This window comes from Bacillus sp. N5-665 (genome assembly GCF_022637375.2).
Classification (GTDB): domain Bacteria; phylum Bacillota; class Bacilli; order Bacillales; family Bacillaceae_G; genus Bacillus_A; species Bacillus_A wiedmannii.
This window is the reverse complement of sequence record NZ_CP093325.1, coordinates 5,407,760-5,428,862: the sequence shown is the minus strand read 5'-3', so window position 1 is coordinate 5,428,862 and position 21,103 is coordinate 5,407,760. Positions and strand designations below refer to the sequence as shown.

Annotated in this window: 24 protein-coding genes and 2 other annotated features; all 24 genes read left to right on the top strand. The window is 37.1% G+C overall.

Annotated features, from left to right (window positions below; translation table 11 throughout):
- Positions 1–147: 147 nt before the first annotated feature.
- Positions 148–609, top strand: coding sequence for a transcriptional regulator CtsR (gene ctsR / locus MNO09_RS30440; RefSeq protein WP_001244576.1), 462 nt, complete (start codon positions 148–150; stop codon positions 607–609).
- Between the two features lie 172 nt (positions 610–781).
- Entirely contained in the window at positions 782–1,330 is a 549-nt protein-coding gene (gene mcsA, locus MNO09_RS30435) for a protein-arginine kinase activator protein McsA (protein WP_000128403.1), read from the top strand.
- Between the two features lie 4 nt (positions 1,331–1,334).
- A complete protein-coding gene (gene mcsB, locus MNO09_RS30430; protein WP_000050830.1) occupies positions 1,335–2,399 on the top strand; it encodes a protein-arginine kinase McsB in 1,065 nt (354 codons plus the stop codon).
- Between the two features lie 22 nt (positions 2,400–2,421).
- Positions 2,422–4,857, top strand: a complete 2,436-nt coding sequence (clpC, locus tag MNO09_RS30425; protein WP_000971181.1) for an ATP-dependent protease ATP-binding subunit ClpC — start codon at positions 2,422–2,424, stop codon at positions 4,855–4,857.
- Positions 4,858–4,953: 96 nt separating this feature from the next.
- Entirely contained in the window at positions 4,954–6,330 is a 1,377-nt protein-coding gene (gene radA, locus MNO09_RS30420) for a DNA repair protein RadA (RefSeq protein ID WP_001085205.1), read from the top strand.
- A 3-nt stretch (positions 6,331–6,333) separates the two neighbouring features.
- Positions 6,334–7,407, top strand: coding sequence for a DNA integrity scanning diadenylate cyclase DisA (disA, locus tag MNO09_RS30415; protein WP_000392165.1), 1,074 nt, complete (start codon positions 6,334–6,336; stop codon positions 7,405–7,407).
- Between the two features lie 160 nt (positions 7,408–7,567).
- On the top strand, positions 7,568–8,671 hold the full coding sequence (locus tag MNO09_RS30410) for a PIN/TRAM domain-containing protein (protein WP_000919687.1): 1,104 nt from the start codon (positions 7,568–7,570) through the stop codon (positions 8,669–8,671).
- 16 nt (positions 8,672–8,687) lie between these two features.
- Positions 8,688–9,368: a 2-C-methyl-D-erythritol 4-phosphate cytidylyltransferase gene (gene ispD, locus MNO09_RS30405; protein WP_000288298.1), complete on the top strand. Its 681-nt coding sequence runs from the start codon at positions 8,688–8,690 to the stop codon at positions 9,366–9,368.
- A gap of 115 nt (positions 9,369–9,483) precedes the next feature.
- Positions 9,484–9,960 (top strand): 2-C-methyl-D-erythritol 2,4-cyclodiphosphate synthase, encoded by a 477-nt coding sequence (gene ispF, locus MNO09_RS30400; RefSeq protein ID WP_000488386.1) that lies wholly within the window; start codon positions 9,484–9,486, stop codon positions 9,958–9,960.
- A gap of 89 nt (positions 9,961–10,049) precedes the next feature.
- A complete protein-coding gene (gene gltX, locus MNO09_RS30395; protein ID WP_000415158.1) occupies positions 10,050–11,507 on the top strand; it encodes a glutamate--tRNA ligase in 1,458 nt (485 codons plus the stop codon).
- Positions 11,508–11,554: 47 nt separating this feature from the next.
- Positions 11,555–11,801, top strand: a binding site (T-box leader).
- A gap of 147 nt (positions 11,802–11,948) precedes the next feature.
- Positions 11,949–12,614: a serine O-acetyltransferase gene (gene cysE / locus MNO09_RS30390; protein ID WP_000476500.1), complete on the top strand. Its 666-nt coding sequence runs from the start codon at positions 11,949–11,951 to the stop codon at positions 12,612–12,614.
- The gene (gene cysS, locus MNO09_RS30385) at positions 12,595–13,992 is read left to right on the top strand and encodes a cysteine--tRNA ligase (RefSeq protein WP_000152265.1); all 1,398 of its coding nucleotides are present in this window, start codon (positions 12,595–12,597) and stop codon (positions 13,990–13,992) included. The genes cysE and cysS overlap by 20 nt, the downstream gene beginning before the upstream one ends.
- Positions 13,993–13,994: 2 nt before the next feature.
- Positions 13,995–14,402, top strand: a complete 408-nt coding sequence (locus MNO09_RS30380) for a Mini-ribonuclease 3 (RefSeq protein WP_000564264.1) — start codon at positions 13,995–13,997, stop codon at positions 14,400–14,402.
- Complete coding sequence (rlmB, locus tag MNO09_RS30375) at positions 14,399–15,142, top strand: 23S rRNA (guanosine(2251)-2'-O)-methyltransferase RlmB (RefSeq protein ID WP_000093756.1); 744 nt, start codon at positions 14,399–14,401, stop codon at positions 15,140–15,142. The genes MNO09_RS30380 and rlmB overlap by 4 nt, the downstream gene beginning before the upstream one ends.
- A 3-nt stretch (positions 15,143–15,145) precedes the next feature.
- Positions 15,146–15,658 carry an NYN domain-containing protein gene (locus tag MNO09_RS30370; protein WP_000997888.1) on the top strand — a complete coding sequence of 171 codons (513 nt, stop codon included), beginning with the start codon at positions 15,146–15,148 and terminating at the stop codon, positions 15,656–15,658.
- A 67-nt stretch (positions 15,659–15,725) separates the two neighbouring features.
- A complete protein-coding gene (locus MNO09_RS30365) occupies positions 15,726–16,385 on the top strand; it encodes an RNA polymerase factor sigma-70 (RefSeq protein WP_000387193.1) in 660 nt (219 codons plus the stop codon).
- A gap of 128 nt (positions 16,386–16,513) precedes the next feature.
- The gene (gene rpmG, locus MNO09_RS30360; RefSeq protein ID WP_002070160.1) at positions 16,514–16,660 is read left to right on the top strand and encodes a 50S ribosomal protein L33; all 147 of its coding nucleotides are present in this window, start codon (positions 16,514–16,516) and stop codon (positions 16,658–16,660) included.
- A 32-nt stretch (positions 16,661–16,692) separates the two neighbouring features.
- On the top strand, positions 16,693–16,872 hold the full coding sequence (gene secE, locus MNO09_RS30355; RefSeq protein ID WP_001241321.1) for a preprotein translocase subunit SecE: 180 nt from the start codon (positions 16,693–16,695) through the stop codon (positions 16,870–16,872).
- A 131-nt stretch (positions 16,873–17,003) separates the two neighbouring features.
- Entirely contained in the window at positions 17,004–17,537 is a 534-nt protein-coding gene (gene nusG, locus MNO09_RS30350; protein ID WP_000415794.1) for a transcription termination/antitermination protein NusG, read from the top strand.
- A 167-nt stretch (positions 17,538–17,704) separates the two neighbouring features.
- Positions 17,705–18,130, top strand: a complete 426-nt coding sequence (rplK, locus tag MNO09_RS30345; protein WP_001085872.1) for a 50S ribosomal protein L11 — start codon at positions 17,705–17,707, stop codon at positions 18,128–18,130.
- 177 nt (positions 18,131–18,307) lie between these two features.
- Positions 18,308–19,000 carry a 50S ribosomal protein L1 gene (gene rplA, locus MNO09_RS30340; RefSeq protein WP_002096939.1) on the top strand — a complete coding sequence of 231 codons (693 nt, stop codon included), beginning with the start codon at positions 18,308–18,310 and terminating at the stop codon, positions 18,998–19,000.
- Positions 19,001–19,049: 49 nt separating this feature from the next.
- Positions 19,050–19,193, top strand: a sequence feature (ribosomal protein L10 leader region).
- 39 nt (positions 19,194–19,232) lie between these two features.
- The gene (rplJ, locus tag MNO09_RS30335) at positions 19,233–19,733 is read left to right on the top strand and encodes a 50S ribosomal protein L10 (RefSeq protein WP_000048721.1); all 501 of its coding nucleotides are present in this window, start codon (positions 19,233–19,235) and stop codon (positions 19,731–19,733) included.
- 67 nt (positions 19,734–19,800) lie between these two features.
- Positions 19,801–20,160 carry a 50S ribosomal protein L7/L12 gene (gene rplL, locus MNO09_RS30330; RefSeq protein WP_000159737.1) on the top strand — a complete coding sequence of 120 codons (360 nt, stop codon included), beginning with the start codon at positions 19,801–19,803 and terminating at the stop codon, positions 20,158–20,160.
- A gap of 75 nt (positions 20,161–20,235) precedes the next feature.
- Positions 20,236–20,835: a class I SAM-dependent methyltransferase gene (locus MNO09_RS30325; RefSeq protein ID WP_000763284.1), complete on the top strand. Its 600-nt coding sequence runs from the start codon at positions 20,236–20,238 to the stop codon at positions 20,833–20,835.
- The last annotated feature ends 268 nt before the right edge of the window (positions 20,836–21,103 follow it).

Sequence of the window (21,103 nt, the reverse complement as noted above, 5' to 3'; positions counted from 1 at the left end):
TTAAAAAATGTGTTTAAATAATTATTATTTTGATTAAATACAGGGGAATGTGGCTAGGATAGTGAATAAGCAAAAGAGTTGCAAATTTTATTAATACGTATATAATTAAAGTCAAAGATAGTCAAAGTCAATAAAGGTGGCGGATAAATGAGAAATATATCTAATATCATTGAGCAATATCTAAAGCAAGTTATTGACTTAAGTAATAATAATGTGATTGAAATCAAAAGAAATGAGATTGCGGATCGATTCGAGTGCGTACCATCTCAAATCAATTATGTAATCAATACCCGTTTTACGTTAGAAAGAGGATTTGTAGTAGAAAGTAAACGTGGTGGAGGAGGTTACATTCGCATTATAAAAGTCAAACTGCATGACGATATAGACATGATCGATCAAATGCTTCATATGATTGATCATAGCGTTGCGCAAGGGAATGCAGAGAGTATGATTATACGTTTAATAGAAGAGGGAATCATAACAAATCGTGAAGCTAAACTTATGTTAAGTGTACTAGATCGTTCTGTATTATCAATGGATGTTCCTTCTCGAGATGAACTTAGGGCTCGAATATTATGCGCAATGTTAAGAACACTGAAATATAAATAAATATAGCTTTTGTAAAAGAATAATAACTAAGAGATAAGGCAGTTAAATATTGTAGAGGTTTTGAAAAAGAACACGCACTTTTATTTAAACAAGTAAAGGAAAGTGAACAATCTAGTAATGTATGAAAAGTACTATCAGATAGATCGTTCCTATTGTAAAGGTGGGGATAGTGATGACTTGTCAAAACTGTAATATAAGACCAGCAACTTTACATTATACAAAAGTAATCAACGAAAAGAAGACGGAAGTTCATCTTTGTGAGCAATGTGCAGAACAAAGTGGCTATACGTCTTTCTTTCAATCACCGCAGTCTAACTTTTCATTCCATGATTTATTTGCTGGGTTATTACACGATGAATCAACAATGTTTGAAGAAGGACAAAACGGGCTTTCGAATACAAGTATATTAAGGTGTCCAGATTGTAAGATGACATATGAGCAATTTACAAAGGTGGGACGGTTTGGATGTGCTTCTTGTTACGATACATTTAAGGAACATTTAAAGCCATTATTAAAACGTCTGCACGGCGGACATACAGATCATTGTGGAAAAATTCCGGAACGTATAGAAGGAAATCTTCACTTAAAGAAAGAATTAGATGAACTAAAACTCATTCTGAAACAATACGTACAGAAAGAGGAGTTTGAGAAAGCTGCTGAAGTAAGGGATAACATTCGAGGTCTTGAAAATCAGCTTAGTGAGCATAGAGAGGGGGAATAGTTCTATGTCACTGGACAAAATTATGAATGAAGCGATTAGTCCATGGATGAAGGGGGATGGCCCTGATTCTGATATTGTTTTAAGTAGTCGAATTCGTTTGGCTCGTAATTTTAAAAAATATCAATTCTCTACTATGCAAAACGAAGAAGAAGCTAGACAGATTCATGAATTATTTAAAAAGGAATTTATAAATAAAACGGTAGAACCTTTTGGAGAGTTTGAACTATTAAAAATGAATGAATTAACGCCTCTTCAAAGGAGAGTATTAGTTGAAAAGCATTTAATTAGTCCTAACCTTGCAGGAACAGAATATGGAGCATGTCTATTATCAGAAAGTGAACATATTAGTGTTATGCTTAATGAAGAAGACCACATTAGGATACAGTGCTTATTTTCAGGATTACAGTTATCAGAGGCCCTTCAAAGTGCCAATCAAATAGATAATTGGATAGAGGAAGAGGTTGAATATGCTTTTGATGAATCACTTGGATATATAACGAGCTGCCCTACTAACGTTGGTACAGGATTGAGGGCTTCCGTAATGATTCACTTACCGGGACTCGTTTTAACGAAAAGAATTAGCCGCATTATACAAGTAATTCAAAAATTAGGGTTAGTAGTAAGAGGAATATACGGTGAAGGTAGCGAAGCGTTAGGTAATATATTTCAAGTGTCAAATCAAATGACGCTAGGAAAATCTGAAGAAGATATTATTGCAGATTTAAAGAGTGTCATTCAACAAATCATACAGCAAGAAAAAATGGCTAGAGAATTAATTGTACAAAATTCAAGTATTGAGCTTGAAGATAAAGTTTATCGCTCTTATGGCATACTAGCAAACAGTCGTTTAATTCAATCTGCAGAAGCGGCCACTTGCTTATCAGATGTACGACTTGGTATTGATTTAGGATATATAAAAGGTGTATCGAGAAATATTTTGACTGAGCTAATGGTTCTTACACAACCAGGCATTTTACAACAATATGCAGGCGGACCTTTAGGACCAGAAGAAAGAGATTATCGAAGAGCAACCTTAATCCGTGAGCGATTACGTATTGAAAAAAACTAAGCGCAAGTAGGAGGCGATTTCTATGATGTTTGGAAGATTTACAGAAAGAGCACAGAAAGTATTAGCTTTATCTCAAGAGGAAGCAATTCGTATTGGGCATAATAATATTGGAACAGAACACATTTTACTTGGGCTTGTACGCGAAGGTGAAGGAATTGCAGCAAAAGCGTTAATTGCTCTTGGATTAAGTCCAGAGAAGGTTCAAAAAGAGGTAGAAGCGTTGATTGGACGCGGAACAGAAGCTTCTCAAACTGTACATTATACACCGCGTGCTAAAAAGGTTATTGAGTTGTCTATGGATGAAGCTCGTAAATTAGGTCATTCTTACGTTGGAACAGAGCATATCTTACTTGGTTTAATCCGTGAAGGTGAAGGTGTAGCAGCACGTGTTTTAAATAACTTAGGTGTTAGCCTAAATAAGGCAAGACAACAAGTATTGCAACTTCTCGGAAGTAATGAAGCAAGTTCAGGTCACCAAGGTGGTTCTTCAACGAATGCAAATACACCGACACTGGATAGCTTAGCACGTGATTTAACAGTTGTTGCACGTGAAAATCGTCTAGATCCTGTTATCGGTCGTGGTAAAGAAATTCAACGTGTAATTGAAGTTTTAAGCCGTAGAACAAAAAACAATCCTGTATTAATTGGAGAACCTGGTGTAGGTAAAACGGCAATTGCAGAAGGATTAGCACAACAAATTGTAAATAATGAAGTTCCTGAAACATTAAGAGATAAGCGTGTTATGACACTAGATATGGGTACAGTTGTAGCTGGAACGAAATATCGTGGTGAATTTGAAGATCGTTTAAAGAAAGTTATGGATGAGATCCGTCAAGCTGGAAATATTATTCTATTTATTGATGAACTTCATACATTAATTGGTGCAGGTGGAGCAGAAGGTGCAATTGATGCATCGAACATTTTAAAACCATCTTTAGCACGCGGAGAGTTACAATGTATCGGGGCGACAACCTTAGATGAATATCGTAAATATATTGAAAAAGACGCGGCTTTAGAAAGACGTTTCCAACCAATTCACGTTGATGAGCCAAGTTTAGACGAATCAACTCAAATCTTGAAAGGTTTACGTGATCGTTACGAAGCACATCACCGTGTATCTATTACAGATGATGCAATTGATGCAGCTGTAAAGCTTTCAGACCGCTATATTACAGATCGTTTCTTACCAGATAAAGCAATTGATTTAATTGATGAAGCTGCTTCAAAGGTTCGCTTACGCTCTTATACAACACCACCAAATCTAAAAGAGCTTGAAGTAAAGCTTGAGGAAATTAGAAAAGAAAAAGATGCAGCTGTGCAAAGTCAAGAATTTGAAAAAGCTGCTTCCTTACGTGATATGGAACAACGCTTACGTGAAAAGTTAGAAGATACGAAGCGTCAATGGAAAGAGCAACAAGGAAAAGAAAACTCAGAAGTGACAGTAGAAGATATTGCAAATGTCGTTTCTACGTGGACTCGTATACCGGTTTCTAAACTTGCACAAACAGAGACTGATAAATTATTAAACTTAGAATCCATTCTTCACAACCGTGTTATTGGTCAAGATGAAGCGGTAGTAGCTGTAGCGAAAGCTGTTCGTCGTGCTAGAGCAGGATTGAAAGATCCGAAACGTCCGATTGGTTCATTTATTTTCTTAGGGCCAACAGGTGTAGGTAAAACAGAACTAGCAAGAGCATTAGCAGAATCTATGTTCGGTGATGAGGATGCAATGATTCGCATCGATATGTCTGAGTACATGGAGAAGCATTCGACTTCTCGTTTAGTTGGATCTCCTCCAGGATATGTTGGATATGAAGAAGGTGGACAATTAACAGAAAAGGTTCGCCGTAAGCCATATTCAGTTGTCCTATTAGATGAAGTAGAGAAAGCTCATCCTGATGTGTTTAACATTTTACTACAAGTATTAGAAGATGGTCGCTTAACGGATTCTAAAGGGCGTACAGTTGATTTCCGTAATACAATTGTTATTATGACATCTAACGTTGGTGCAGATGCGTTAAAACGTAATAAACATCTTGGATTTAACGTACAAGATGAGAGCCGCGATTATTCAGATATGAAAGGTAAAGTAATGGATGAGCTGAAAAAGGCATTTCGTCCAGAATTCTTAAACCGTATTGATGAAATTATCGTGTTCCATATGCTTGAGAAAAAACATATTCAAGAGATTGTAACACTTATGGTGAATCAGTTAGTGAAGCGCTTAAAAGAGCAAGAGATTGAATTGCATTTAACAGAAGGAGCGATTTCAGCCATTGCTGATAAAGGATTTGACCGAGAATACGGTGCTCGTCCGCTTCGTAGAGCAATTCAGAAACATGTAGAAGATAGACTATCGGAAGAACTTTTAAAAGGTGCTATTGAGAAAGGACAAAAAGTTATCTTTGATGTTGAAGGGGAATCATTTGTCATTCATAGTGCTGAAAAGGTAAAATAAGTATAGACAAACTAAGAGGGCTACGAGATAGCCCTCTTTCTTGTACGAGAAGGATAAACTGTTTATAGATGAAAGTGAAGTGAAATATAAAACGATATGGCTAAAAAGAAAACAAAATTCACATGTCAAGAGTGTGGTTATCAGTCACCAAAATATATGGGGAAATGCCCTGGTTGTGGTCAATGGAATACGCTTGTTGAAGAGATGGAACCGGTTGTATCATCAAGACGCCTTAATTATGCCAATGCAATTCAATCGGAAGTAACAAAACCAAGACGCCTAACAGAAGTAGAAACAAAATCTGAGGCACGTATTGAAACGAAATTCCAAGAGTTTAATCGTGTACTTGGTGGTGGGATTGTAGATGGATCCTTAGTGCTTATTGGTGGAGACCCTGGGATTGGGAAATCAACATTGTTATTACAAATTTCATCGCAATTAGCAGATTCTTCATATGATGTACTATACATATCAGGTGAGGAGTCAGCAAAGCAGATTAAACTTCGTGCAGATCGTTTGCATGTAAAGGGTAGTAATCTATTTGTTGTAGCAGAAACTGATCTACAGCGAATTGCAGCGCACATTGAAGAGATGAATCCGGCTTTTGTTGTTATTGACTCTATTCAAACGATACATTTACCTGAAGTGACGTCAGCCCCAGGAAGTGTAGCGCAAGTACGTGAATGTACAGCGGAACTAATGAAACTTGCAAAAACGAAAGGGATTCCTATTTTTATCGTCGGACATGTAACAAAAGAGGGGGCAATTGCAGGACCTCGTATGTTAGAACATATGGTCGATGCAGTTCTTTACTTTGAAGGAGATCGTCATCATACATATCGTATTTTGCGAGCTGTGAAGAATCGTTTTGGTTCCACGAATGAAATGGGTATTTTTGAAATGAAAGAGCTTGGTCTTGCGGAAGTCTTAAACCCTTCTGAAATTTTTCTTGAGGAAAGACCCGTTGGAGTCGCAGGATCAACAGTAGTTGCCTCAATGGAAGGAACAAGACCGGTTTTAGTAGAAATACAAGCATTAATCTCCCCTACTAGTTTTGGAAACCCTCGAAGAATGGCGACGGGAATTGATCATAACCGTGTATCGCTTATTATGGCAGTGCTAGAAAAAAGAACAGGTTTATTATTGCAAAACCAAGACGCATATTTAAAAGTAGCAGGTGGCTTGAAATTAGATGAACCAGCAATTGATTTAGCTGTGGCTTTAAGTATTGCTTCAAGTTTTAGAGATAAATCTACGACACCAACTGATGCAGTAATAGGAGAAGTAGGATTAACTGGAGAAATAAGAAGGGTATCAAGAATTGAACAACGTGTACAAGAAGCAGCTAAATTAGGATTTCAACGTGCTATTATTCCTAGAAAAAATTTGGGGGGATGGACAATTCCGGATGGGATTGAGGTAGTAGGTGTATCTAATTTAGGGGAAGCGCTTCGTTTGACATTAGGAGGCTAGGCTATGGAAGAAAACAAGCAACGTGTCAAAAGTATGATTAATATTTTACAGCTCGTGGCCCCAGGAACACCACTGCGCGAAGGGATAGATAATGTGCTTCGCGCACAAACAGGGGGACTAATTGTTCTTGGATATAATGAACAAATTAAAAGTATTGTTGATGGGGGATTTCACATTAATTGTGCATTCTCTCCTGCTAGTTTATACGAATTAGCAAAAATGGATGGGGCACTTATTTTAAATGAAACTGGAAGTAAAATTTTAATTGCAAATGCACAGTTAGTTCCAGAGGCATCTATTGATTCTATTGAAACAGGTATGCGCCACCGGACGGCAGAGCGTGTAGCAAAGCAGACAGGTAGTCTCGTTGTAGCTATTTCACAAAGACGTAACGTAATTACACTATATCAAGGGAATTTACGTTATACACTAAAGGATATAGGTGTTATTTTAACGAAGGCAAACCAAGCTATTCAAACGTTAGAAAAATATAAGGCTGTATGGAATGATGGTATTACAAATTTGGGCATTCTAGAATTTGAAGAAGTCGTTACAATGTCCGAGGTGGTTCATGTGTTACATAGTGTTGAAATGGTACTGCGTATTAAAAATGAAATATTGAGCTATATTCATGAGCTAGGAACAGAAGGTAGGTTAATTCGTTTACAACTTACAGAACTACTAGCTGATTTAGAGGCAGAGGCAGCGTTATTAATTAAAGATTATTATCAAGAAAAAACACAAGACCATCATCAAATTTTGAAAAAGTTACAAGATCTTGCGAATACACAACTTCTAGAGGATAGCGATTTAGTTAAATTGCTTGGCTACCCAGGACAAATGAGTTTAGAAGAAAGTGTGACGCCGAGAGGATACCGAATCACAAGCAAAATTTCGCGCGTTCCGCCACTTATAATTGAAAATTTAATTAATCGATTTAAGACTTTGCAAGGTGTTTGTCGAGCAACTATTAATGAATTGGATGATGTGGAAGGAATTGGAGAAGTCAGGGCGAAGAAAATACGAGAAGGCCTAAAAAGAATCCAAGAGCATCTCTATATGAGTAGACACAATTAAGAATATTACATTGATTCTATAATATAACGACACTAGAACATTTTTGGTATATGATATGGTATATTGGTAAATAAAACTATTTATAAAAAAACACGTCCGCTTTTGCATTCGGCGTTTTGATTAGCGAAACAATGGTTAATAATGAGTAGGAGGTGGTTGGATGTTAAAACGAATTGTACAGCTCTTCTTTCTAGTAATTGGCGGAGCGTTAGGGATTTACTTAATCCCAAAAGTTATTAATGTATTAGACATGGGTGCTGTTCCTTTATTGGAAGGATCGTATGTTCGAGCAATTATTGGTGCAATTATTTTATTTTTAACAACATTTTGGCTTGTAGATTATATTGTTCAACTTATTAAGCATATTGAAGAGGCTCTTGTAAAGGCGCCTGTAGCGGATGTTTTATTTGGTACATTAGGGTTAATCTCGGGTCTTATTGTTGCATATTTAATTTTAATACCAATTCGTGAATTTACAATTCCAGTTATTAGTACAGTATTGCAAGTGTTCTTTACTCTTTTGCTTGGATATTTAGGATTCCAAGTAGGGTTTAAAAAGAGGAATGAATTGCTAGGATTATTTACATTACCACAACGTGGGAAGAAGAAAAATAATAATAGTGAGAATGAAGAAACTGAGGTAGAAGAATCTACAACTCATTGGAAAATTCTCGATACGAGTGTAATTATCGATGGGCGTATTGCTGATATTTGCCAAACAAAGTTTTTAGAAGGAACAATTGTGATTCCACAATTCGTGTTAGAAGAACTTCAGCACATTGCCGATTCTTCTGATGCTTTAAAGCGTAATCGTGGTCGCAGAGGATTAGATATTTTAAATCGTATTCAAAAAGAGATGCCGATTCCGGTAGAAATTTATGAAGGCGATTTCGATGATATTCAAGAAGTGGATAGCAAACTTGTAAAGTTGGCGAAAATCACTGGTGGAACGGTAGTAACGAATGATTTCAACTTAAACAAAGTTTCTGAATTACAAGGGGTAACGGTGTTAAATATTAACGATTTAGCTAATGCAATTAAACCTGTTGTACTCCCAGGTGAAGAACTGAGTGTTTATGTTGTCAAAGATGGAAAAGAACAAAATCAAGGTGTTGCATATTTAGATGATGGCACGATGATTGTAGTAGAAGATGGTAGAGAATATGTGGGTTCACAACTCAATGTGCTCGTTACTAGTGTGTTACAAACATCGGCTGGGCGTATGATTTTCGCCAAACGTAAATTATTAGAAAAAGCATTATAAGTAGAGGATTATTAATATGTATACATTAATTATTCCAGCAGCTGGTCAAGGTAAGCGGATGGGTGCTGGTAAAAACAAGTTGTTTTTACTTATTAATGAAGTACCGATTATTGTGCATACGTTACGTGCTTTTGAAAAAGATAAAGCATGCAAAAGTATTATTATGGCAATTAACGAAGAAGAACGTCCGTATTTTGAAGAATTAATGCAAAAGTATCCAATTGAAAAGCCAGTACAATTTATTCAGGGCGGAGCCGAAAGACAAGATAGTGTATATAACGCCATTCAGTATACTAGTGATGTTGAGTATGTTCTTGTACATGACGGCGCGCGTCCATTTGTAACGAATAAAGTGATTCAAGATGTATTAACTGCAGCGGAAAAATATGGAGCGTCCATTTGTGCGGTACCAGTGAAAGATACAGTTAAGAAAGTAGAGCAGGGTATCGTTGTCGAAACGGTAGAAAGATCTCAGCTTAAAGCTGTACAAACACCACAAGGGTTCGCTGTTTCTCTTTTGTTAGAAGCTCATAGAAGTGCAAAACAGGGTTGTTTCCTTGGTACAGATGATGCAAGTCTCGTAGAACGTATCGGGAAGCAAGTAGGTGTAGTAGAGGGGAGTTACTATAATATTAAAGTGACGACTCCAGAGGATTTATTAATTGCTGAAAGTTTCCTTCATGTTCAAAAGAAATGACAGTGATGATTATAGCGAAAAAAAGCTCGGCAACAGCCGGGCTTTTCTTTATAAGGATAGCGATATAATATAGAATCATAAAGCTCTGTAGTTTAGCTTGAGGAGGATGTAAAAAATGTTTCGAATTGGACAAGGTTTTGATGTGCATGAGTTTGCGGAAGGTAGACCGTTAATTATTGGTGGAATTACAATTCCTCATGAGAAAGGATTAATTGGTCATTCAGATGCAGACGTATTGTTACATACGATTGCGGATGCATGTTTAGGTGCAATTGCAGCTGGGGATATTGGAAAGCACTTCCCTGATACAGATCCTGCTTTTAAAGATGCTGATTCAGCTGTATTGCTGCAAAAGGTTTGGGAATTTGTACGTGAACAAGGTTACGAGTTAGGGAATCTAGATTGTACAATTATTGCTCAAAAGCCAAAGATGGCACCACATATTGAAAGTATGCGTAAACGTATTAGTGAACTATTAGAAACGTCTATTGACAATATCAATGTAAAAGCAACAACAACAGAAAAATTAGGATTTACAGGTAGAGAAGAAGGAATTGCTTCTCAAGCAGTTGTTTTATTACAGAAAAAATAATGGTTTTTAATTCGTAAGATGGATAATCACATTTTTTTGGTGTACAATTATAGAATGTGTTGACATTAAGAATGGAAGGTGTACCAATTATGGAAAAGCAAGTGAGAGTGCGCTATGCGCCAAGTCCAACAGGACACTTACATATCGGAAATGCGCGTACGGCATTATTTAATTATTTATTTGCTCGTCATCAAGATGGTAAGTTTATTATTCGTATTGAAGATACTGATGTGAAACGTAATGTTGCTGGTGGAGAAGAAAGCCAATTAAAATACTTGAAATGGCTCGGTATGGACTGGGATGAAGGTGTTGATGTTGGTGGTGAATTTGGACCATATCGTCAAACAGAGCGTTTAGATATTTATAAAAAATTATATGAAGATTTATTAGAGCGCGGTTTAGCTTACAAATGTTATATGACAGAAGAAGAGCTAGAAGCAGAGCGTGAAGGTCAAATCTCTCGTGGTGAAACACCGCGTTATGCTGGAAACCACCGTGATTTAACTGAGGAGCAAATGAAGGGATTTGAGGCTGAAGGCCGCATTCCGAGTATTCGTTTCCGTGTACCGGTTGATCGCGACTACACGTTTAAAGATATCGTAAAAGATGAAGTTGCATTCCATTCAAATGATTTCGGTGATTTCGTTATCGTGAAAAAAGATGGAATTCCAACTTATAACTTTGCGGTAGCAGTAGATGATCACTTAATGGAGATTACACATGTACTTCGTGGTGATGATCATATTTCAAATACGCCAAAACAAATGATGATTTACGAAGCTTTCGGTTGGGATATTCCGCAATTTGGTCATATGACTTTAATTGTAAACGAAAGCCGTAAAAAGTTAAGTAAGCGTGATGAATCTATTATTCAATTTATTGAGCAATATAAAGAGCTTGGATATCTTCCAGAAGCAATCTTTAACTTTATTGCACTATTAGGTTGGTCGCCAGTAGGAGAAGAGGAAATCTTCTCTCAAGATGAGTTTATCAAAATGTTCGATGCAGCTCGTTTATCAAAATCGCCTGCATTATTTGATTCTCAAAAACTAAAATGGATGAACAACCAATATATGAAAAAGCAAGACTTAGATATGGTGGTAGAGTTAAGTTTACCGCATCTAGTGAAAGCTGGACGTATAGGTGAAACTTTAAGTGAACAAGAACAAGCTTGGATTCGTGATGTAATTGCGTTATATCATGAACAAATGAGTTTTGGAGCTGAAATTGTAGAGCTTTCTGAAATGTTCTTCAAAGATCATGTTGATTATGAAGAAGAAGGACAAGAAGTATTAAAAGGTGAACAAGTACCAGAAGTACTTCGTGCATTTGCGGGTCAAGTAGAAGCACTAGAAGCGATGGAACCAGCAGCAATTAAGGCGGCTATTAAAGCAGTGCAAAAGGAAACAGGTCATAAAGGTAAAAACTTATTTATGCCAATCCGTGTTGCAACTACTGGTCAAACACATGGCCCAGAGCTTCCTAATGCTATTGCACTTCTTGGAAAAGAAAAAGTTTTAAATCGTCTTCAAAAAGTAATTGGTTAACATTTTCTAGATTTAGAAATATAATAAGTATACTTAAAACCTAATAAGGAAAAGCGACGAGAAGGAGAAGTAGAAAATCAGGCTTTTTACAGAGAGAACCACCTTTAGGCTGGAAGTGGTTTATAAGCGGATTTTTGAAATGCCCCTTCGAGTCTTCTGCTGAACAGCGAATTGTTTTATGAAACGTCTTAGGGCGTAAAGTAAGCAGAAGCGGTGTACACCGTTATCAGAGATGAGTTTGAGGCTTTTTTTAGCCTAAACAGAGTGGAACCGCGCTTATAAGGCGTCTCTGTCAATATGACAGAGGCGTCTTTTTTTATACCGTAAAAGTGGATATGAGTATAAGTTTTATCCCTGTGTATAAAGATTTAGGGGGATAAGTAGGGAGTAAAGGGAGTTAGTTCACTCGAAAAAGCAGCCCATAAAGGGGAGGGAACATCGATGTTTAAGAGGCTTCGGGAAGATATTGAAGTCGTTTTTGAACAGGATCCAGCGGCAAGAAGTTATTTCGAAGTCATTTTGACTTACTCTGGATTACATGCAGTTTGGGCCCATCGAATTGCACATGCTTTTTATAAAAAGAATTTCTTCTTTATTGCACGTTGGATCTCGCAAGTTAGTCGTTTCTTTACTGGTATTGAGATTCATCCAGGAGCAACAATTGGTCGTCGTTTTTTCATAGACCATGGAATGGGGGTTGTAATTGGAGAAACGTGCGAAATTGGTGATAATGTAACGATCTATCAAGGTGTTACATTAGGTGGTACGGGTAAAGAAAAGGGGAAGAGGCATCCTACAATTCAGGATAATGTATTAATTGCAACAGGTGCTAAAGTACTAGGTTCTATTACAGTTGGAGAGAATTCTAAAATTGGAGCAGGGTCTGTCGTATTAAAAGAAGTGCCTGCACATTCTACAGTTGTAGGTATACCTGGCCGAGTCGTTATTCAAAATGGAGTAAAGATCGGTCAAGAATTAAATCATTCTGACCTTCCAGACCCAATTTTTGATAAGTTAAAGGTCATGGAAGTAGAACTTGATAAATTGAAAAAACAACTTGAAGTAAAGGTAGAAAGGAAGGATAAAAATGACTATTCACATTTATAATACGTTAACGCGTCAAAAGGAAGAGTTTACTCCATTAGAAGAAAATAAGGTAAAGATGTATGTGTGTGGACCTACAGTTTATAACTATATTCACATTGGGAATGCAAGACCACCTATGGTATTTGATACGGTACGCCGTTATTTAGAATATAAAGGGTATGATGTGCAGTATGTATCTAACTTTACTGACGTAGATGATAAATTAATTAAAGCAGCAAATGAATTAGGTGAAGATGTGCCGACAATTGCTGACCGTTTCGTTGAAGCGTATTTTGAAGATGTAACGGCACTAGGTTGCAAACATGCAACAGTTCATCCGCGTGTAACGGAAAATATGGATATCATTATTGAATTTATTCAAGAACTTGTGAATAAAGGATATGCATATGAATCAGAAGGTGATGTGTACTTTAGAACGAAGGAATTTGAAGGATACGGTAAATTATCGCATCAACCGATCGCCGACTTACGTCACGGTGCACGCATTGAAGTAGGAGAAAAGAAACAAGACCCTCTTGATTTTGCTTTATGGAAAGCTGCGAAAGAAGGAGAAATCTTCTGGGAAAGCCCTTGGGGGAAAGGTCGTCCAGGCTGGCATATTGAATGCTCGGCAATGGCGCGTAAATACTTAGGAGATACAATCGATATTCATGCTGGTGGTCAAGACTTGGCATTTCCTCATCATGAGAATGAAATTGCACAGTCTGAGGCGTTAACAGGAAAAACATTTGCACGTTATTGGATGCACAATGGATATATTAATATTAATAATGAGAAGATGTCTAAGTCACTGGGGAACTTCATTTTAGTTCACGATATCATTAAGCAATATGATCCACAGCTAATTAGATTCTTTATGCTATCGGTACATTACCGTCACCCAATTAATTTCAGTGAGGATTTACTACAAAGTACAAATAACGGACTGGAAAGAATTAAAACGGCTTACGGTAATTTAAAACACCGTATGGAAAGTAGTACTGATTTAACAGATCATAATGAGAAATGGTTAGCAGAACTGGAAAAATTCCAGACTGCATTTGAAGAAGCAATGAATGATGACTTCAACACTGCTAATGCAATCACTGAGTTATATAATGTAGCAAATCATGCAAATCAATATTTACTGGAAGAACATACGTCTACAGTTGTAATTGAAGCATACGTAAAACAACTTGAAACATTATTTGATATTTTAGGGTTAGAATTAGCGCAAGAAGAGTTGCTTGATGAAGAAATTGAGGTACTTATTCAAAAGCGCATTGAAGCTCGTAAAAATCGTGATTTTGCATTATCAGATCAAATTCGCGATGATTTAAAAGACCGTAATATTATTTTAGAAGATACCGCTCAAGGTACAAGATGGAAAAGAGGATAAGAATGATTGATGCAAAGCAATTAAACAGCTTAGCGTTAGCATATATGGGTGATGCGGTATATGAACAATATATCCGCTATCACCTACTTCAAAAAGGGAAAGTTCGTCCTAATCAATTACATCGATTAGGGACAAGCTTTGTTTCGGCAAAAGCACAGGCGAAAGTTGTTTATCATTTATTAGAGACGGCATTTTTAACAGAGGAAGAAGAGGCGGTACTAAGAAGAGGGCGTAATGCAAATTCAGGTACTGTCCCGAAGAATACTGATGTACAAACATATCGATATAGTACAGCCTTTGAAGCGCTAATTGGCTATCATCACTTATTAAATAATCGTGAAAGATTAGACGAAATTGTATATAAGGCAATTTCTGTTTTAGAAGAAAAGGAAGGGGGCACATCATCATGAGTAGTGAATATATTATCGGACGTAACCCTGTAATTGAAGCGTTACGCTCAGGAAGAGATATTAATAAAATTTTGATCGCGGAAGGTGCTGCCAAAGGACAAATACAAATTGTACTAGCACTAGCGAAAGAAAATAAGATTATTTTACAACATGCACCAAAGAAGAAGTTAGATCAATTAGTTGAGGGGAACCATCAAGGTGTAATTGCTCAAGTGGCTGCATATCAATACGCTGAGCTAGAAGATCTATTTAAAGTAGCAGAGAAGCGTAACGAAGATCCGTTCTTCTTAATTTTAGATGAAATTGAAGACCCGCATAATCTAGGTTCTATTATGCGTACTGCGGATGCAACGGGAGCTCATGGAATTATTATTCCGAAAAGAAGAGCTGTGGGACTTACTGCATCAGTTGCGAAAGCATCGACTGGAGCGATTGAATATATTCCTGTTGCACGTGTAACGAATTTATCTCGTACAATCGATGAATTAAAAGAACGTGGACTTTGGATTGCTGGTACAGATGCAAAAGGGAAAACGGATTACCGTAATTTAGATGGTAAAATGCCAATTGGATTAGTAATTGGAAGTGAAGGAAAAGGTATGAGTCGTATTATTGGTGAAAAATGTGATTTCTTAATTACTTTACCGATGGTCGGTAAAGTTACATCCTTAAATGCTTCAGTAGCCGCAAGTTTGTTAATGTATGAGGTATATCGTAAGCGTCACGAAATTGGTAAATAAAAAATGAACGATATTTTAATCGTTGACGGTTACAACATTATCGGAGCTTGGGGAGACTTGAAGAAACTACGGGATGTAGATTTGCAGTCATCAAGAGATGCACTGATTGATAAGATGGCGGATTACCAAGGATACACAGGTACAAAGGTAATGATAGTCTTTGATGCTTATACAGTCCAAGGTATTGAAAAAAAGATGAAACAATCGCGCGTGGAAGTCATATTCACGAGGAAGAATCAAACTGCAGATGAAAAGATAGAGCAGCTTGCGATTGAGCTTAGAAATATAAATACGCAAATATATGTTGCGACTTCTGATTATACGGAACAATGGGTTATATTTGCGCAAGGTGCTCTTCGGAAATCTGCACGTGAATTAGAGTTGGAAGTACAAGCGATGGAGCAACAAGTAAGAAGGCGTACACAAGACACAAAAGAAAAGCAACCCGCCATGCGAAAGATATTTAGTAAAGATATTACAGAAAAATTAGAAAAATTAAGAAGAGGAGAGCGTTGAAGCATTGACGCTCTTTATCTTTTTACTGTATAATATTGCTAAATAAATAGCGGTCGGAGGGATCAAGGTGGAAGCAGGCTTCGTAAGTATAGGCGACGTTACATTTCGTGATTTAGAGGATGAGGCAATCGTTGAGTTAGTTCGAAAAGGTAATACTGACGCTCTAGAATATTTGATTCACAAATATAAGAACTTTGTTCGCGCGAAATCAAGATCTTATTTCTTAGTGGGTGCCGATCGAGAAGATATTGTTCAAGAAGGTATGATTGGATTGTTTAAAGCGATTCGTGATTATAAAGAGGACAAGCTGTCTTCATTCAAAGCATTTGCTGAACTGTGTATCACTCGGCAAATTATTACCGCTATTAAAACAGCAACAAGGCAAAAACATATTCCGTTAAATTCATATGTGTCTTTAGATAAGCCGATTTATGATGAGGAATCTGATCGGACATTATTAGATGTTATTTCGGAAGCGAAGGTAACGGATCCTGAAGAAATGATTATAAGTCAGGAAGAATATACAGACATAGAATCTAAAATATCTGAATTATTAAGCGATTTAGAAAGGAAAGTGCTTTCTTTATATCTAGATGGTCGTTCTTATCAAGAGATTTCAGAACAGTTAAATAGACACGTGAAATCTATTGATAACGCTTTACAGAGGGTGAAGCGGAAATTGGAACGATATATGGAAATGAGAGAGAGTACCACTTTAAATTCATAACAAATGCTACAGGTGTAAAAAATCACCTGTTTTCTTTTTGTAGAGAGTGCAAAAGGCATGTCATTGACATTGTCTTTTGTTGTATGATACATTTTTAGGGACATAATGTTACAAGGTTGGTGTAACTAATGAGGAAAAAAGTTGTACTCTCATGTGAAGAGTGTAAAAATCGAAACTACTCTACGATGAAAGATACGAGCTCAGTAGAGCGACTTGAAATAAAGAAGTTTTGTAAAACATGCAATCAGCATACAGTTCACAAGGAAACAAAATAAATAATTGAAATAATACACTGGAGGTCCCGTAGATGCGTTTAACGAACTTTTTCGGCGATGTAGGTCGCGAAATGAAAAAAGTAAGTTGGCCTAAAAAAGATGAATTACTCCGTTCAACAGCGACTGTTATCGCTACAGTTGTCTTCTTTGCGATTTTCTTCGCAGTGGTTGATATGGGCATTTCTTCTTTAATTCGGTTAATTCTTGGTTAATTCTTGAATAAGAAGCACTTATCCATGATATAATGTTATTTATAAGAACTGTGTAAAAGCCCGGTGAACGGGTTTTTTCATTTGCGCAAAAAAATGTACGTCAGGGAGGGAAGGACGCTCGTCCTAAATGAATGGAAAAAAGTTGGTATGTTGTCCATACTTATTCTGGATATGAAAATAAAGTAAAAGCAAACCTAGAGAAACGTGTAGAATCAATGGGTATGCAAGATAAAATTTTCCGTGTTGTTGTCCCGGAAGAAGTAGAAGTAGAAATGAAAAACGGTAAAGAAAAATTAATGAAAAGAAAAGTGTTCCCAGGTTATGTATTAGTAGAATTAATCATGACTGATGACTCTTGGTATGTTGTACGTAACACGCCAGGTGTAACTGGGTTCGTTGGTTCTTCTGGTTCTGGATCTAAACCGTCACCTCTATTAGAAGAGGAAGTGGTTACCATTATGAAGCATATGGGAATGGACAACGAAGTGGTTGATTTCGACTTTGAACTTCATGAGACAGTGCGTGTAAATGAGGGGCCATTCGCAGATTATACAGGTGCTATTGAAGAAATTGATGTGGAGAAGAAAAAGGTTAGCGTGCTTGTGGACATGTTTGGTCGCGAGACTCCAGTTGAGCTTGACTTCCATCAAATTGAAAAATTATAAAATGAAACTTGAAATGAATTGTAAAAAGTGATAATATCTTTTAAGTCAGTACGTCTTCGTTATCGGAGACGTTTTTTGAAAGATTTTATCCTTACAGATAAAATATGACGTGGGAGGGCAAATCACTGTCCAATTGACCACATCACGGACTTAAGGAGGTGTGTCTCGTGGCTAAAAAGGTAATTAAAATGGTAAAGCTTCAAATTCCTGCAGGTAAAGCTAACCCAGCTCCACCAGTTGGTCCAGCATTAGGACAAGCAGGTGTTAACATCATGGGCTTCTGTAAAGAGTTTAACGCTCGTACAGCTGATCAAGCTGGTCTTATCATCCCTGTTGAAATTACGGTATTTGAGGACCGTTCATTCACTTTCATTACTAAAACTCCTCCTGCTGCTGTTCTTCTTAAGAAAGTAGCTGGTATTGAGTCTGGTTCTGGTGAACCAAACCGTAATAAAGTGGCAACTGTTAAGCGTGATAAAGTACGCGAAATCGCTGAAACTAAAATGCCTGACCTAAACGCTGCTAGTGTAGAAGCTGCAATGCGTATGGTTGAAGGTACTGCACGCAGTATGGGCATCGTTATCGAAGACTAATTCGATTTGTTTTTTTAAAAAGGTTGCGGGTCTGGAATTCCAATTCGCAACCTTTATTATCGTAAATGATTATCGTTTTTAAATAAATGGATGGCGCGCATCCTCAGGTTATACCTGAAAATAAGCGTAAACGTGGGAGGTTATTCCGCTAAAACCACATTCGAGGAGGAAATAAAAATGGCTAAAAGAGGTAAAAAGTACGTAGAAGCTGCAAAGCTTGTTGATCGTGCAACTGCTTACTCTGCAACAGAAGCAGTAGAATTAGTAAAGAAAACAAACACAGCTAAATTTGATGCGACTGTAGAAGTTGCATTCCGTTTAGGTGTTGACCCTAAGAAAGCTGACCAACAAATCCGTGGTGCAGTTGTTCTTCCACACGGTACTGGTAAAGTACAACGTGTATTAGTATTCGCTAAAGGTGAAAAAGCTAAAGAAGCTGAAGCTGCTGGAGCTGACTTCGTAGGCGATGCTGATTACATCGGTAAAATCCAACAAGGTTGGTTCGATTTCGATGTAGTAGTAGCAACTCCTGACATGATGGGTGAAGTTGGTAAACTTGGTCGCGTATTAGGACCTAAAGGTTTAATGCCAAACCCTAAAACTGGAACAGTTACTTTCGATGTAACTAAAGCTGTTAACGAAATCAAAGCTGGTAAAGTTGAATACCGCGTTGATAAAGCTGGTAACATCCACGTTCCAATCGGTAAAGTATCTTTCGAAGATGCTAAATTAGTAGAAAACTTCGGAACAATTGCTGACACTTTACAAAAAGTTAAGCCAGCTGCTGCAAAAGGTACTTACATGAAGAACGTAACAGTTGCTTCTACAATGGGACCTGGCGTGCGTGTAGACGTTTCTACATTAGCGTAAAATTTGGAAGTTGACTTCATAAAGAAGTTTTTATATAATCATTTATGTTGTGAATTTAATTAGTGTACCGTAGACAGTAGGTGTCAATAGACTTAATTTCCTACCTAGGTGTTAATATACGAAACGGAATTTTTTTCTGTGACTATATGCCTCCATGTCTACAAGTTGGGCATGGAGGTTTTTAGTGCACTTTCGGTACATCTTCTATATAATCTACAGGAGGTGTAATAACATGAGCAAAGTAATCGAAACTAAACAACAAGTTGTAACTGAAATCGCGGACAAACTTCGCGAAAGTAAATCTACAATCGTTGTTGACTACCGTGGTTTAACAGTTTCTGAAGTAACAGAATTACGTAAAAACTTACGTGAAGCTGGCGTTGAGTTCAAAGTTTACAAAAACTCTTTAACTCGTCGTGCTGCAGAGTCTGCTGAAATGGCTGAGTTAAACGAATTCTTAACAGGACCAAACGCAATCGCGTTCAGTAACGAGGATGTAGTTGCTCCTGCGAAAGTATTAAACGACTTCGCTACAAAACATGAAGCTTTAGAAATTAAAGCTGGTGTAATCGAAGGTAAACTTGTAACACTTGATGAGGTTAAAGCTATCGCTACTCTTCCATCACGTGAAGGCTTACTTTCTATGCTTCTTAGCGTTCTTCAAGCTCCAATCCGTAACCTTGCACTTGCTACTAAAGCAGTTGCAGAACAAAAGGAAGAGCAAGGCGCTTAATTTTTTAAAAGATAATTACTTGTTATCTATAAAACAATACAAACCTATTTAAGGGAGGATATTTACAATGACTAAAGAACAAATCATTGAAGCAGTTAAATCTATGACTGTATTAGAACTTAACGACTTAGTAAAAGCTATCGAGGAAGAATTCGGCGTAACTGCTGCTGCTCCTGTAGCTGTAGCTGGTGGCGCTGGTGAAGCTGCTGCTGAGAAAACTGAATTTGACGTAGTACTTGCAAGTGCTGGCGCTCAAAAAATCAAAGTTATCAAAGCTGTACGTGAAATCACTGGTCTTGGCTTAAAAGAAGCTAAAGAATTAGTTGACAACACTCCAAAAGCAATCAAAGAAGGCGTTTCTAAAGAGGAAGCTGAAGAAATGAAAGCTAAACTTGAAGAAGTTGGCGCTGCTGTAGAAGTTAAGTAATTAACTTTTGATGCTTTAAAAAAGCTCGCTCTCATGCGAGCTTTTTTTTTAACTGTAAAGAAAAGAGGTGGCCATATGGCAGACCATTATTTTTCTAACGACCCTTCTAGTAAAAGTGATCGAAAGCGATGGGAATTTACACTTCGTGGATCTCAGTTTACTTTCTTATCTGACCGTGGGGTGTTCTCGAAAAACGAAGTGGACTTTGGTTCTCGTCTTTTAATTGAAGCGTTTCAAGTGCCAGATATTAAAGGTGATATATTAGACGTAGGTTGTGGATATGGACCAATTGGTTTATCGTTGGCGAAAGAGTTTCAAGACCGTAAAGTTCACATGGTGGATGTGAATGAAAGGGCGCTTGAGCTTGCGAAAGAAAATGCCGCTAATAATAGAGTTGGAAATGTACACATTTTTCAAAGTAGCGTCTATGAAAATGTAGATGGTATGTATGCTGCTATTCTATCTAATCCTCCAATTCGTGCAGGTAAAGATATCGTGCATGAGATTTTAGAAAAGGCTGTAGATTATTTAGTTCCAGGTGGAGAGTTGTGGATTGTTATTCAAAAGAAGCAAGGTGCACCATCTGCACTGAAGAAACTAGAAGAAGTATTTTCTGAAGTCGAAGTTGTAGAAAAGAAAAAAGGATATTATATCATAAAATCAAAAAAACGTTGACGGTTATTTTTGGCTATGTTAACATTATACAATGCCAATATATGATTTTCTGCGTTGAGAAAGATGTATATTTTTGTTTCTCTTGGAAAAGATAGTAAAATCAGCAGATTATGAAACAGAATGATGGTTTTCTTATAGAAGCCATTTTTCTTTTTTGAGCAGGTAGAAAGACTCAACGTATTTATCTTTAAGAGAAAAAAACTACGCTAATAGCAGTAGTTGTATTTATTTGTGATTTTGCACAAATTTTTTTGTGCATTTATAATAC

Excerpts from the sequence above, each read along its gene's own strand:
- ctsR (WP_001244576.1), top strand. The coding sequence starts at position 148 with ATGAGAAATATATCTAATATCATTGAGCAATATCTAAAGCAAGTTATT.
- mcsA (WP_000128403.1), top strand. The coding sequence starts at position 782 with ATGACTTGTCAAAACTGTAATATAAGACCAGCAACTTTACATTATACA.
- mcsB (WP_000050830.1), top strand. The coding sequence starts at position 1,335 with ATGTCACTGGACAAAATTATGAATGAAGCGATTAGTCCATGGATGAAG.
- clpC (WP_000971181.1), top strand. The coding sequence starts at position 2,422 with ATGATGTTTGGAAGATTTACAGAAAGAGCACAGAAAGTATTAGCTTTA.
- radA (WP_001085205.1), top strand. The coding sequence starts at position 4,954 with ATGGCTAAAAAGAAAACAAAATTCACATGTCAAGAGTGTGGTTATCAG.
- disA (WP_000392165.1), top strand. The coding sequence starts at position 6,334 with ATGGAAGAAAACAAGCAACGTGTCAAAAGTATGATTAATATTTTACAG.
- MNO09_RS30410 (WP_000919687.1), top strand. The coding sequence starts at position 7,568 with ATGTTAAAACGAATTGTACAGCTCTTCTTTCTAGTAATTGGCGGAGCG.
- ispD (WP_000288298.1), top strand. The coding sequence starts at position 8,688 with ATGTATACATTAATTATTCCAGCAGCTGGTCAAGGTAAGCGGATGGGT.
- ispF (WP_000488386.1), top strand. The coding sequence starts at position 9,484 with ATGTTTCGAATTGGACAAGGTTTTGATGTGCATGAGTTTGCGGAAGGT.
- gltX (WP_000415158.1), top strand. The coding sequence starts at position 10,050 with ATGGAAAAGCAAGTGAGAGTGCGCTATGCGCCAAGTCCAACAGGACAC.
- cysE (WP_000476500.1), top strand. The coding sequence starts at position 11,949 with ATGTTTAAGAGGCTTCGGGAAGATATTGAAGTCGTTTTTGAACAGGAT.
- cysS (WP_000152265.1), top strand. The coding sequence starts at position 12,595 with ATGACTATTCACATTTATAATACGTTAACGCGTCAAAAGGAAGAGTTT.
- MNO09_RS30380 (WP_000564264.1), top strand. The coding sequence starts at position 13,995 with ATGATTGATGCAAAGCAATTAAACAGCTTAGCGTTAGCATATATGGGT.
- rlmB (WP_000093756.1), top strand. The coding sequence starts at position 14,399 with ATGAGTAGTGAATATATTATCGGACGTAACCCTGTAATTGAAGCGTTA.
- MNO09_RS30370 (WP_000997888.1), top strand. The coding sequence starts at position 15,146 with ATGAACGATATTTTAATCGTTGACGGTTACAACATTATCGGAGCTTGG.
- rpmG (WP_002070160.1), top strand. The coding sequence starts at position 16,514 with ATGAGGAAAAAAGTTGTACTCTCATGTGAAGAGTGTAAAAATCGAAAC.
- secE (WP_001241321.1), top strand. The coding sequence starts at position 16,693 with ATGCGTTTAACGAACTTTTTCGGCGATGTAGGTCGCGAAATGAAAAAA.
- nusG (WP_000415794.1), top strand. The coding sequence starts at position 17,004 with ATGGAAAAAAGTTGGTATGTTGTCCATACTTATTCTGGATATGAAAAT.
- rplA (WP_002096939.1), top strand. The coding sequence starts at position 18,308 with ATGGCTAAAAGAGGTAAAAAGTACGTAGAAGCTGCAAAGCTTGTTGAT.
- rplJ (WP_000048721.1), top strand. The coding sequence starts at position 19,233 with ATGAGCAAAGTAATCGAAACTAAACAACAAGTTGTAACTGAAATCGCG.
- rplL (WP_000159737.1), top strand. The coding sequence starts at position 19,801 with ATGACTAAAGAACAAATCATTGAAGCAGTTAAATCTATGACTGTATTA.
- MNO09_RS30325 (WP_000763284.1), top strand. The coding sequence starts at position 20,236 with ATGGCAGACCATTATTTTTCTAACGACCCTTCTAGTAAAAGTGATCGA.